This window comes from Hydrogenophaga sp. OTU3427 (genome assembly GCF_038440225.1).
Taxonomy (GTDB): domain Bacteria; phylum Pseudomonadota; class Gammaproteobacteria; order Burkholderiales; family Burkholderiaceae_C; genus Hydrogenophaga.
Window position 1 is genome coordinate 86792 of sequence record NZ_JASATI010000008.1, and the last position, 13095, is coordinate 99886.

At 70.0% G+C, this 13095-nt stretch carries 9 protein-coding genes; 6 read left to right on the plus strand and 3 right to left on the minus strand.

Annotated elements, in window-relative coordinates; all coding sequences use genetic code 11:
- Positions 1 to 135: 135 nt before the first annotated feature.
- The 4 genes from AAHB17_RS07140 to AAHB17_RS07155 are packed head-to-tail and all read left to right on the plus strand — an operon-like array spanning position 136 to position 3194.
- Entirely contained in the window at positions 136 to 903 is a 768-nt protein-coding gene (locus AAHB17_RS07140) for an SDR family NAD(P)-dependent oxidoreductase (RefSeq protein ID WP_342129833.1), read from the plus strand.
- Positions 900 to 1799, plus strand: a complete 900-nt coding sequence (locus AAHB17_RS07145) for a 3-keto-5-aminohexanoate cleavage protein (RefSeq protein WP_342129834.1) — start codon at positions 900 to 902, stop codon at positions 1797 to 1799. Before AAHB17_RS07140 ends, AAHB17_RS07145 begins: the two co-directional genes overlap by 4 nt.
- A gap of 38 nt (positions 1800 to 1837) precedes the next feature.
- Entirely contained in the window at positions 1838 to 2824 is a 987-nt protein-coding gene (locus AAHB17_RS07150; protein WP_342129835.1) for a quinone oxidoreductase family protein, read from the plus strand.
- Positions 2825 to 2840: 16 nt separating this feature from the next.
- A complete protein-coding gene (locus tag AAHB17_RS07155) occupies positions 2841 to 3194 on the plus strand; it encodes a cupin domain-containing protein (RefSeq protein ID WP_342129837.1) in 354 nt (117 codons plus the stop codon).
- Between the two features lie 26 nt (positions 3195 to 3220).
- Here AAHB17_RS07155 and AAHB17_RS07160 read toward each other — a convergent pair whose 3' ends face one another.
- Positions 3221 to 5824, minus strand: coding sequence for a PAS domain-containing protein (locus AAHB17_RS07160; protein WP_342129838.1), 2604 nt, complete (start codon positions 5822 to 5824; stop codon positions 3221 to 3223).
- A gap of 255 nt (positions 5825 to 6079) precedes the next feature.
- Here AAHB17_RS07160 and AAHB17_RS07165 point away from each other — a divergent pair, with 255 nt between their 5' ends.
- Positions 6080 to 9190, plus strand: a complete 3111-nt coding sequence (locus AAHB17_RS07165; RefSeq protein ID WP_342129839.1) for a bifunctional diguanylate cyclase/phosphodiesterase — start codon at positions 6080 to 6082, stop codon at positions 9188 to 9190.
- 25 nt (positions 9191 to 9215) lie between these two features.
- Here AAHB17_RS07165 and AAHB17_RS07170 read toward each other — a convergent pair whose 3' ends face one another.
- Together AAHB17_RS07170 and AAHB17_RS07175 are read right to left on the minus strand one after the other, a co-directional pair.
- On the minus strand, positions 9216 to 10532 hold the full coding sequence (locus tag AAHB17_RS07170; RefSeq protein ID WP_342129840.1) for a GGDEF domain-containing protein: 1317 nt from the start codon (positions 10530 to 10532) through the stop codon (positions 9216 to 9218).
- A 21-nt stretch (positions 10533 to 10553) separates the two neighbouring features.
- On the minus strand, positions 10554 to 11285 hold the full coding sequence (locus tag AAHB17_RS07175) for a substrate-binding periplasmic protein (protein ID WP_342129842.1): 732 nt from the start codon (positions 11283 to 11285) through the stop codon (positions 10554 to 10556).
- Positions 11286 to 11533: 248 nt separating this feature from the next.
- Here AAHB17_RS07175 and AAHB17_RS07180 point away from each other — a divergent pair, with 248 nt between their 5' ends.
- Positions 11534 to 12940, plus strand: coding sequence for a nucleobase:cation symporter-2 family protein (locus AAHB17_RS07180; protein ID WP_342129843.1), 1407 nt, complete (start codon positions 11534 to 11536; stop codon positions 12938 to 12940).
- The last annotated feature ends 155 nt before the right edge of the window (positions 12941 to 13095 follow it).

The following is a 13095-nucleotide window of genomic DNA, read 5'->3' on the forward strand; positions in this document are numbered from 1 at the left end:
GCGCCGCTTCGCGTCACCCCCTCAAGGGGGCGGTGCCAGCCGTCCGGCCAAGCCGGCCCGGCGGCGCCCCCGGCTTGCGGCACGGCGCACGCCCTTCACGCCGCTCCGGCGACATGCCTGATTGAAATCCCTCCCATGGAAAAACGAACCTTCGCGCCGCGCGAGCGGCTGGACGGCGAAATCGCCGTCATCACCGGCGGCACCGGCGCCATCGGCCTGGCCACGGCCCACCGCCTGGCGGCGCTGGGCGCGCGCGTGGTGCTGCTGCAGCGCGGCGACCCCGAGGCCGCGGCAACGGCCCTGGTCCAGTTGCCAGGCACCGGCCACCACGCGGTGCGCGCCAGCGTCACCGACAGTGCGGCGCTGCAGGCCGCCGCCCAGGCGGTGGAGCGCGACATCGGCCGCGCCACCCTGCTGGTCAACTGCGCCGGCTTCACCCGCCCGGTGGCCGCGGCCGACCTCGATGGCCTGGACGACGCGCTGATCGACGGCATCTTCGCCACCCACTGGCGCGGCACCTTCGCCGCCATCCGCGCCTTCGCACCGCAGATGAAAGCCACGGGCGACGCGCTGGTGGTCAACGTCTCCTCCATCGCCGCCTTCACCGGCCTGGGCAGCAACCTGGCCTACGCCGCCGCCAAGGCCGGCACGGACGCACTGACCCGCGCGTTGGCCAAGACCCTGGCGCCGCAGATCCGCTGCCTGGCGGTGTCGCCCGGCGTGGTGGACACGCCGTTCGTGAGCGGCCGCGACGCCCAGTTCAACGAACGCGTGGGCGCCACCATCCCCTTGCAACGCGTGGGCGTGGCCGACGACGTGGCCGCCGCCGTGGTGGCCTGCTGCACCGCGCTGCGCTACGCGACCGGCAGCATCATCGTCGCCGACGGCGGGAGGCATCTGTGAGCGCCGACACACCCACCATCCTCACCTGTGCCGTCACCGGCAACCTCACGCGGCCCGAGCAGACACCGCACCTGCCCATCACGCCGGCGCAGATCAGCGAGGCCTGCCTGGAAGCGGCCGACGCCGGCGCGGCGGCCGTCCACATCCACGTGCGCGACCCCGACAGCGGCGCGCCGTCCATGGACGTCGAGCTGTATGCGCGCGTGGTCGAGACACTGCGCCGCCACCGGCCCGAACTCATCATCAACCTGACCACCGGCCCGGGCGGGCGTTTTGTGCCCGGCCAGGACGAACCGCGCGTGGCCGGCCCCGGCACCTCGTTGATGCGGCCCGAGTTGCGCGTGGCCCACATCGCCGCGCTCCAGCCCGACGTCTGCTCGCTGGACCTCAACACCATGAACTCGGGCGACCAGGTGGTGATGAACACGCCCGGCAGCGTGCGCCGCATGGCCGCGGTCATCCGCGCGCACGGCGTGGTGCCGGAGCTGGAATGTTTCGACACCGGCGACCTGGTCCTGGCCCAGGCCCTGATCGCCGACGGCACGCTGCAAGGCCCCGGCCTCTACACCCTGGTGATGGGCGTGCGCTACGCGCTGCCCTTCACGCCGGCCGCGATGGCGCTGGCGCAGTCGCTGATGCCGGCCGGCGCGCCGTGGTCGGCCTTTGCGGTGGGGCGCCACGCCTTCGCCGCCGTGGCCCAGGCCCAGTTGCTGGGCGGCAACGTGCGCATCGGCCTGGAAGACACCATCTACCTCGACAGGGGCGTGCTGGCGCGCAGCAACGCCGAGCTGGTGCTCAAGGCACGCCGCATCGTCGAGGACCTCGGTGGCCAGCTGGCCACCCCCGCCCAGGCCCGCCAGCGCTGGGGCCTGCGGGCCAGCAACGCCGCCCGCTGAACCGATCCACATCTTTCACCTCACAAGGACTTGTTGCCATGACGCCATCCACCCCGCCCCACGCGCTGCGCGTGCTCCACCCCGCCGCGACACCCGCCGACCTGCAACCTCGGCTGCAGGCCCAGGACATCCCCACCGCCCCCGAGGGCCACGCCGTGGTCGAGGTGCTGGCGGCGGCCGTCAACCCCAGCGACGTCAAGGCCGCCCTGGGCCTGATGCCCCAAGCCGTGTGGCCGCGCACGCCGGGGCGCGATTTCGCCGGCCGCGTGGTGGCCGGCCCCGCCGTCTGGCTGGGCACCGAGGTCTGGGGCACCGGGGGCGACCTGGGCATCACGCGCGACGGCAGCCACGCGCGCTACCTGGTGCTGCCGGTGGCGGCGCTGGCGCGCAAGCCCGCCACCGTGCCCCTGGCGGCGGCCGGCACGGTGGGTGTGCCCTTCATCACCGCTTACGAGGGCCTGCGGCGCGCCGGCCTGCGCGGCGCCGGCCAGACCGTGGTGGTGTTCGGGGCCAACGGCAAGGTCGGCCAGGCGGCGATACAGCTCGCGGCCCGCGCGGGCGCCCGTGTGCTGGGCGTGGAGCGCGGCGTGGCCAGCGAAGGCGGCCCTGGGCCCAAGGTGCTGGACGGCACACGCGCCGACCTGGGCGAGGCCATCCTGGCCGCCACCGGCGGCCGGGGTGCCGACATCGCCTACAACAGCGTGGGCTCGCCCTACTTCGCCGCCGCCCTGCAGGGGCTGGCCGTGGGGGGCACCCAGGTGCTGATCTCGACCATCGAGCGCCAGGTGCCCTTCGACATCCTGGCCTTCTACCGCCGCAACCTGCAGCTGCTGGGCGTGGACAGCCTCAAGCTCGGGGTGGTGGACTGCGCCGCCATCCTGGACACGCTGGCGCCAGGCTTCGCCGACGGCTCGCTGCGCGCCTTCGACGTCGACGCCGACGCGCTGGTGCCGCTGGCGGGGGCGCTGGAGGCCTACCAGCGTGTCATCAGCGGTTCGTCCTCGCGCGTGGTGCTGGCACCCTGACGCCAAGGAACACGCCATGCACCTGGTCCGCCACCACGACGCACCCGCCTACGACGCGCCGGGCCACGCCGGCTTCGAGATGCGCCGCCTGCAAGGCCGAGAGGCCGGGCCGGCCGACACCGCCTGGATCGGTCTGTCGGTGGTCGCTCCCTCGGGCTGCACCACGCTCAGTGCCTCGGCGCTGGAGAAGTTCTACGTCGTGCTGGAAGGCGAGCTGGCGTTCACCGGCGTGCTGCCGGACGGCAGCACCCGCACCGAAACACTGCGCGCCCTGGACAGCTGCCGCATCGCGCCGGGCGAGGCGCGGCGCCTGGTCAACCACGGTGAACACCCGGCCCGCGTGCTGCTGGTGATGGCCGAGCCGCGCTGAGCCTGGGCACGGCCGGCCTGGGCCAGTCAGCCCACGGCCCGGCCGCGCCCCTGCGCCTTGGCGGCGTACAGTTGTTCGTCGGCCCGACGGACCAGGTCGTCCACGCTGTCGCCGGGCTGCACGCCCACGGCCACGCCCACGCTTGCGCCAATGCCCAAGGCGAGGCCATCGACCTCGAAGGGCCGGTGGGCCGCCGCCAGCACCTTGTCGGCGACGAGGCGCGCGTGCGCCGGCTCGCGCACGCCGGCCAGGGCCACGGCGAACTCGTCGCCACCCAGGCGCGCCACCGCGTCGGTGGGGCGCACCGTTTCGCGCAGGCGCACGGCAAACTGCCGCAGGAGCCGGTCCCCCACGGGGTGGCCGTAGCGGTCGTTGACCGGCTTGAAGTGGTCCAGATCGATGTAGAGCAAGGCGATCTCCAGGCCTTCACCGGCGGCCACGCGCGCCTGCAGCCAGCCCCCGAAGCCGACGCGGTTGAACAGCCCGGTCAGGGCATCCCGCTGCGCCATCTCGGTCAGATCCGCTTCGCGCTGGCGGTGCGAGGTGATGTCCAGCGCGACGCCCACGAAGCCGTCCACGCCGCCGTCCCCCAGGCGCAAGGGGATGTAGGTGATGCTCAGGTGGCGGCCGCCCTTGTCGGCGTGGTACCCACGCTCGAACTGGACCGATTCGCCGGCCAGTGCCCGCGTCGCCCAGCCGTGGCTGCGCGCATAGTCCTCGTCGCCCAGCACGTCCAGCAGGCTGCGCCCCAGCAACTTGTCGCGCGACACCCCGCGCCAGCGTTCGAACGCCTGGTTGACGAAACGGTAGCGTTCGTCCTTGCCCACCACCGCCACGATGGCGGGAATGGCCTCGGCCACGGCCTGCATGGTGCTGCCCTGGCGTTGGGCCTCCTGCTGGGCGTCGCGCTGCGCGGAGATGTCCCGCATGATCGCCGAATAGCGCTCGACGCGGCCGTTCCGGTCGCGGTGGGCGATGACCATGTGGCTGACGGGCAGCACGCGCCCCTGCGCCACCCGGACCGTGGTCTCGCCCAGCCAGACGCCCTGGTCGCGCAGGGCGGGCACGATCACCTGCCCGAACAGCGCGTTGGTCTCCGACGTGTTGAACTCGCTGAAATGGTGCTGCTCCACCGGCTGGTCCTCGGCCATGGCCAGCACGCGCCGGGCGGCCGGGTTCATGTACTGGACCTGCCCCGAGGCGTCGGTCTGGACGACAAAATCGGACGTCGCGTCCAGCACGGCCGCCAGCATGCGCTGCGCCCGACCGCCCTCGACACGCTCGCTGACGTCGGTCACGGTGCCGGCGTGGCCCGCCAGTTGACCGTGGTGCAGCAGCGGCGCCGTCCGTATCTCGAAATGCCGCTCGCCACCGCCGCGCAGTTGCATGCGCATCTGCACCCGCGACGGCTCGGCCCGGCCGATGACCTCGCGCCAGGCATCCCAGGTGGCCTCACGCCGCTCCGGTGGCAGCAGCAGCAGCCAGCCGCGCGCCATCTCGCCGTGCGCCAGGCCGTGCATCTGCAGAAAGGCCTCGTTGACCCAGGTGATGTCCCCTTCGGTGTCGGTGCGGAACAGGCCCAGCGGCGAGGCCGCGCTGACCGCCGCCAGTTCCTGCTGGCGCTCCTGCAGCTCGTCGATCAGCGACTGGAATTCCCGTGCCAGGTCGCCCCGCTCGTCTTGTCCGCTGGTGTCCAGCCGCACCGGCGCATCGGGGGCGCGGCGCAGCAGCCGGATCGTGTCGCTGAGCCGGTGCAGGGGCCGCAGCAGCCAGGCCGCGCCCAGCCAGGCCAGCAGGGCCGCCGCCCCACCCACGATGAGCAGCACCCGCGCCATGCGGCGCTGGGCTTCCAGCGCCGGCGCGCGGGCCTCCCAGGCCGGCAGCATCACCTGCAATTCCCACGGCACGGTGGACAGGGCGACGCGGGACACCAGCCAGTCGCTGGAGGCCGCGGTGTCGCGCGCAGGCGCCAGGATCATGCCGGCGTCAGGGTGCACCACGTAGACGCGGTCCTGGCCACGGGTGGTGATCTCGATGTGTCCGGTCTGCCCCACCGGGTGCTGGTTCATGCGCCCCAGCACATTGGGGCGCAGGAGGTCGAGGCCCACCGCCAGGAACCCTGTCGGGCGCTTCGCCGCATCCCGTATCGGCGCGACCATCAGCACCGTGGGCCCACCGGTGGAGCGGGAACGCAGGGGCGCTGAAATCGTGGGACGCTGGCTGGCCAGGGCGTCCTTGAAATACGGACGGTCACCGATGTGGATGCGGGTGCCCGGCGGGTAAGGCGGGTGGTTCAGCAGCACCTCGCCGCTCAGGCCCACGATGGCGATGCCGTCGAACCAGGTCTTCAAGCCGGTGACACGGTGCAGGAACGCCTCGCGTGCGGCCGGGGTCGACAGGTCCTCGGCATCGACCAGCGCCGCGGCCTGGGTCAGCATGTCGACGTGCAGATCGAGCTTGTCGTTCAGGTCGCGCGCCAGGCTGAAGGCCAGCGACTCCTGCTCGCTGGCGAAGAGGCGGCGGGCGTCCTCCTCCAGTTGCCCGCGCTGCACCAGATAGACCGCGCCGATGGACGCCAGCACGGTGGCGCATGCCGCCAAGGTCAGCTTGATTTTGAGCGTGAATCGCACACGGTCTCCTGATGCGCGGTAACCCCCCCGATGGCGAAACTCTAGCGCAGTCGCGCAACCAAGTGGACAAGGTTTGATCAGCGTCAAACCGGCGGCCACCTTCCGGGAGGTATTGCCCACGACAATCGCCACAGCCGCCGGGCACCGGGGTCGGGCCACCAGGCCCCGGTCCGGTGGCCGAGCGCCCCCCTTTCAACCCTTGCAGGCAGGCACGCGGCGCACTCGCGCGGCGACCTGCCCGCGTGCGTTCAAACCATGGCCTGGACCTTTCCCCACCTGCCTGCCGATCGGGTCGGCCGCTTTCCCCGCGTGGCGTTTCTGCTCGTGGTGGCCGCTGTTGTCTTCGGGCTGGCGGGCTTCACGTTGCACCGGGACCGGCAGCGCCTGCGCGAAAACGCCAGCACCAGCACCCAGAACATCGCCCGGCTCCTGGACCAGTCCATCACGGGAGCCTTCGAGAAGGTGGACGCGGTGCTGCAGGCCGCGCAGTTGCTGGATGTGGAACTGGGCGCCGATGGCGAATGGCAGAAGGCGACCCAGGACGCGCTGGGCGCGCACGTGCATGGGCTGGCCCGGCTGGCGCCAGAGGCCTATGCGGTGCGCGTCACGGACCGGCACGGGGTCCTGCGCTTCGCCAGCGACCAGATGCCCGAACAGCGCATGGACTACAGCGACCGCGCGTTCTTCCAGCGCCTGCGCGACCAACCCGGCATCGGCCGCGTCATCGACGGGCCGCTCAAGGGGCGCCAATACAACCAGTGGATCATCGTGCTGGCGCGCCCGCTGCTGACGCGGGACGGGCACTTCGCGGGCGTGATCTACGCGAATTTCCGGACCGCGTTCTTCGAGCAGATCCTGTCCGTGGCGGAACTGGGCGACCAGGGCGCGGCCACCATACGGACCACCGACCTGGCCCTGGTGCACCGTTTCCCCGACACCAAGGGCGCCATCGGCAGCCGGAACGTGTCAAAGGAGCTGTTGACCCACCTCCAGGCACAACCCATGGCGGGCGAGTACATCGCCGCAACGGCGCTGGACGGCATCGAGCGCAGCAACGCCTACCGGCGCCTGCGGGATCTGCCTTTCTACGTGCTGGTGGGAACGGCCACCCTGGACGACGCCGCCGACCTGGCCCTCGAGGGCGCCGTGCTGTTTCTGCTGGCTGGACTGGCCATGCTGCTGGCGGGCGTGGTGGTCCATGTCAATGCCCGCAACGAACGACGCATGCGGGCGGAAATCGGCTCGCACATGAACACCAATGCCGCCCTGCAGCGCGAAGTGGGCGAGCGGACCCGCGCGGAACTGCAGGCCCAGGCGGCCCTGCAGTACTCCAAGAGCCTGCTGGCGTCCAGCCTGGACCCCCTGATCGCCATCAACCGCGAAGGCCTGATCACCGACGCCAATCCCGCCTTCGAAACCCTCACCGGCCTGGCGCGGGATCACACGCTCGGGCTGGCCTATGCGCTGGTTTGTGCCGACCCCGATGCCGCGCGCGCGGCGCTGGACCAGGCCTACCAACAGGGCCAGGTCGTCAACATCGAACTGGACACGCGCGACAGCGCGGGCGAGGTGAAACACACCCTGTTCAGCGCCAACGTCTTCCGCACCCCACATGGCGACGTGGCGGGGCTGGTGGCCACGCTGCGCGACACCACCGAGCAGCGGCGGGCCGACCGCTACATGCGGGTGGCCGCCGCCGCTTTCGAAGCCCAGGAGGGCATGATCGTCACCGACGCCCACCAGGTCATCCTGCGTGTCAACCAGGCCTTCACCGCCATCACCGGGTACAGCGCCGAGGACGCCGTGGGGCAGACACCCCGGCTGTTCCGCTCCGGGCACCACGACGCCGAGTTCTACGCCGGGATGTACCGGGCACTCGAACAGCACGACGCCTGGCAGGGCGAGATCTGGAACCGCCGCAAGAACGGCGAGATCTACCCGCAATGGCTGACGATCACCGCCGTCAGGGACGCCGCCGGGCGCCTGGACAACTACGTCTCGACGCTGTCGGACATCACCTTCCGCAAGGAGGCCGAGGACAAGATCAAGGCCCTGGCCTACTACGACGCGCTGACCGGGCTGGCCAACCGGCGCACGCTGATCGACCGGCTGAGCCAGGCCCTGGCCAGCAGCCAGCGCACGGGCCAGCACGGCGCCGTCCTGTTCATCGATCTGGACAATTTCAAGACCATCAACGACACCCTCGGACACGACTTCGGCGACCTGCTGCTCAAGCAGGTGGCGACCCGGGTGGCGGGCGAGGTGCGGGCCAGCGACACCGTGGCGCGCCTGGGCGGGGACGAGTTCGTGGTGATGCTCAGCGACCTGTCCGACAAGGCCGACACCGCCGCCAGCTACGCGAAGACGGTGGGCGCCAAGCTGCTGGCCGCCATCGGCACGCCCTACACCGTCAAGGCCTCGGAATGCCACACCACGCCAAGCATCGGCATCACGCTGTTCCACGACCACCGGCACAGCGTCGATGAAATCCTGCGGCAGGCCGACCTGGCGATGTACCAGGCCAAGGGTGGCGGGCGCAACGGGTTGCGCTTCTTCGACGCCGCCATGGACGCCGAGGTGGCCTACCGCGCCGCGCTGGAGAACGATCTGCGTGCCGCCATCGAAGGCCACCAGATGGCGCTGCATTTCCAGCCCCAGGTCAACGCCAGCGGCGCACTGGTCGGGGCCGAGGCCCTGGTGCGGTGGCAACACCCGCAGCGTGGCCTGGTCTCGCCGGCGGCCTTCATTCCCATGGCGGAGGAGTCGGGCCTGATCCTGCCACTGGGCAACTGGGTGATCCGCGCGGCCTGCAAGCAGCTGGCGGCCTGGTCCACCACACCGGGTCTGTCGGACCTCACGGTGGCTGTCAACATCAGCGCGCGGCAGATCCAGCAGCCCGACTTCGTTGATCAGGTGCGCGCCGCCATCCACGCGTCGCGGATACGGCCGCGATGCCTGAAACTGGAACTGACGGAAAGTGTGCTGATCTCGGACATCGATGGCATCGCCGCGAAGATGGTGGCCTTGCAGGCCGACGGCATCCGGTTCGCGCTGGACGATTTCGGCACCGGCTTCTCGTCGCTGAGCTACCTCAAGCGCCTGCCGCTGGACCAATTGAAGATCGACAGCAGTTTCGTGCGCGACATCCTGGTCGACCCCAGCGACGAGGCCATCGCCAAGCTGGTGATCTCGCTGGCGACCAGCCTGGGCCTGGACGTGATCGCCGAGGGCGTCGAGACACCGGCGCAACGGGACATGCTGGCCGCGCTGGGCTGCCTGAGCTACCAGGGCTATCTGTTTGGCCGCCCCTGCGACGCCCCCTCGTTCGAGCGCCTGGTGGGCACGGCCCTGGCCCCGGCCACCTGAGAACGTGTTTGCGTTCCGAGGGGAATCAGGCCGCCAGCGGGGCCGTCTCGGGCGCGTACTCGACGCGGTTGCGCCCGGCGAGCTTGGCGCGGTAGAGGGCGGCGTCGGCCCGGCTCAGCGCCGCCTCCAGGTCCTGGGCACCCACATCCGCCACCCCAATGCTGAGCGTGACGGCGATCTCGGCGCCCTGGCCGATGTCGATGCGCAACGACGCCATCGCCTCGATCAGGCGGCTGGCCATCACCCCCGCCTCTTCCACACCGGTGTCCGGGAACAGAAAGGCGAACTCTTCGCCCCCATAGCGGCAATAGATGTCCGTCTGCCGCAGGGTGACGCGCATCAGTTCGCCCACGGCCTTGAGCACCAGGTCGCCGGCCGCGTGGCCATGGGTGTCGTTGACCCGCTTGAAGTGGTCCAGGTCGGCGATGGCCACCGCCACCACCCCCTGGGAACGCCTGGCCCGGGCCAGGGCCGCCACGGCTTCCGTCATGAAATGGCGGCGGTTGCTCAGGCCGGTGAGCGCATCGGTGCTGGCAAACTTCTCCAGGCCCACGCGGATGGACTCGTTCTCCTGGATCAGCCCTTCCAGCTGATCGATCGCGTGGTGGATGCTGCAGATTTCCCGCACCCGGGAGGCCTTCAGCGGGGTTCGCTGCCCGGGTGATCCGCCTTCGCGTATCTCGGTCAGCACGGTGCTGATGCCATGCAGGCGCCGGATCAGGACCTGGTAGAGCAGCAGGACGAAGCCGATCAGCGCCGCCGCCAGGATCAGCAGGGACACCACCAGCTTGTCGGTGCCGTTGTCGACCACGCGCCTCGATCGCTCGACCTCGTTGTTCAAGCGCTCGATCGATTCGCCGGTGATCTGGTCGGCCAGGCGTGCCAGTCCGGTCGATTCGTCCGACCACGCCCGGCGCTGCGCGTCGCTGACGCCGTCCTGGCTGGCGATCTCGACCAGCAGGTTGCGCGCCCGCTTCAACGCGCCAACCACCCGCGCGTCGTCGTGGGTGCCCGGGCTGTCGACGATGACATCGACCACGTACAGGGATTGCATGCGCTGACGCACCGCCGGCTGGGCCAGCACCTTTTCGCCTTCGAGGCGCACGGCCTCGAGGTTGCGCACCAGCCGCTGGGCCTCCATGGACGCGGGAATGGACTGCAGCTGCATCTCCTTGAGCGCGGCCAGCAGCCGGGACTGCTCCATCGCCCGCCACAACTCGACCCCCATCACCAGCACCAGCACCACGGCCGCCAGACCGCCAAAAATCACGCTGCTGGAGACCATGGAGGGCATCCACCCTGGCCTGGCGTCCGAACGGGGTTTGCTGTCTGGGTGGTTCATCAGGATCAGGGCCGGCAGGGTCTACTGCAACTTGAACGGAAGGAACTGGGTGTTGATCTGGTCAAACCGGCCATTTCGCTTCAATTTGTCGATCGCGCCATTGAGGCGCTCCTGCAGCGCCGCCTTCTTGGGCGAGACGCTGATGGCCACCTCCCCGGACAGGCCCTGCTCACCGTTGAGCGTGTAGTGCCACCCCATCGCGGCGAAGCGCTTGTCACCAATGACGTTGATGGCGGTCGACATGGGCAACAACGCGGCCTGGACGGCACCGGACCCGATCACCTCCAACACTTCGGCATGGGTGTCCAGGACCACCAGCCGCCACCCCTTGGCGCTGGCATAGGCGTGCTGGGCGGAGCCCCGCACCACCGCCGTGGTCAGGGACGAGGCCGTGGCACCGGGAAAGGGCTGGGACGACAACCAGACGCTGAGCGAGCGGTAGAGCGGCCGCGTGAACAGGACCTGCTTGCGGCGCTCGGGCGTGGCCAGCAGGCTGACGACGGCGAAATCGACCTGGTCCGACGCCACCGCGGCGATCACCTTGTTCAGATCGTGCAGCTTGAACTCGCAGGCCTGCTCCAGGGCATCGCACAGTTCACGCGCCAGTTCCACGTTGAAGCCGGTCAGGCGGCCGCGCTCGTCCACGAAAGACATGGGGGCGGCATTGCCGACCACGGCGACCCGCAGCGGCTCGGCGCCCTGGGCCGACCCCAGCCCCAGGCAGATCCAACAGAAGCACAACAACAAACGCATCGCTGAACACGGCTTTCTGGCGCGAAGTGGCCCACGTGGCTGGCCCGGCCGCCACTGACCGACGCCAGTGGAGAGGATAACGTGCCCGCGTGGCCACCGTGTGGCACAAACGCACCGACAGCACCAGCAGCGCAGCAAACATGGCGCCGCGCATCCGGCCACCCGAGGGAAAACACCCATATTGGGTCCGATTTGTTTTGTATACAGTTTTGGTACTCAATTTAGTCCACCACCGCAGAGAAAGCGCCATGTCAAACGCCATCCACCCTGTCGACGAAAGGTTGCCCAACGGCAAACTCGCCACCCTGGGACTCCAGCACGTGCTGGTCATGTACGCCGGCGCCATCGCCGTGCCCCTGATCGTCGGGCGCGCGCTCAAGCTCTCGCCCGAGCAGGTGGCGCTGCTGATCTCGGCCGACCTGTTCTGCTGCGGCCTGGTCACGCTGATCCAGTCGCTGGGCATGACGCAGTGGTTCGGCATCCGGCTGCCGGTGATGATGGGCGTGACCTTCGCGGCCGTGGGCCCCATGGTGGCCATGGCCGAATCCATGCCCGGCGCCGAAGGTGCCCGCGCCATCTTCGGCGCCATCATCGCGGCCGGCTTCATCGGCATCTTCATCGCGCCGCTGGCCAGCCGCATGCTGCGCTTCTTCCCGCCGGTGGTGACCGGCACCATCATCGCCGTCATCGGCATCAGCCTGATGCGGGTGGGCATCGGCTGGGCCATGGGCGGGCCGGCCTTCCTGGCCAAGATCCCAGACCCGGCGACCCCCGGCAAGCTGATCGCCAACGCCGGCTACGCGGCCCTGGACAACATGGCCATCGCCTTCTTCGTGCTCGCCGCCATCCTGGCCATCGCCAAGTTCGCGCGCGGCTTCCTCGCCAACATCTCGGTGCTGCTGGGCATCGTGTTGGGCGGCATCGTGGCGGCGCTGGCCGGCAAGATGCATTTCGACAAGGTGGCCCATGCCCACTGGTTCGACGTGGTCCTGCCCTTCGCCTTCGGCATGCCCACCTTCGACCCGGTGCTCATCCTCACCATGACGCTGGTGATGATCGTGACCTTCATCGAATCCACCGGCATGTTCCTGGCCCTGGCCGACCTGACCGGGCGCAAGCTCAGCACCCAGAGCCTCACCGCCGGCCTGCGCACCGACGGCCTGGGCACCATCATCGGCGGCATCTTCAACACCTTCCCCTACACCAGCTTTTCGCAAAACGTGGGCCTCGTCGGCGTGACCGGCGTGCGCAGCCGCTTCGTCTGCGTGGCCGGCGGCCTGATCCTGATCGTGCTGGGCCTGATCCCCAAGATGGCGGCGCTGATCGAGTCGCTGCCGCAATTCGTGCTGGGCGGCGCAGGCCTGGTGATGTTCGGGATGGTGGCGGCCACCGGCATCCGCATCCTGTCGGGCGTGAACTTCAAGGACAACAAGAACAACCTCTACATCGTGGCCGTCTCCATCAGCTTGGGCATGGTGCCGCTGGTGGCCCCCGCCTGGACCCAGCACATGCCCCACGGCCTGCACCCGCTGCTGGAGTCGGGTATCCTGCTGACCACCATCAGTGCCGTCGTCCTGAACATGTTCTTCAATGGCGCCCAGGGCAGCGTGGCCGAGGCCCGCGAAGCCGCCCTGCAGGCCGAGGGCGGGCATTGAGAGGGCCCACCCCCGCGCCGCCTCTGGCGTCACCCCCTCAAGGGGACGATGCCAGCCGACTGGCAGAGCCAGATCCGCGGCATCCCCGGCAAGGCACCGCGTTGGCGTAAGCTGTCGCAGAACACGAATATCGCCAGTTGGGCCGGTCTGCACCC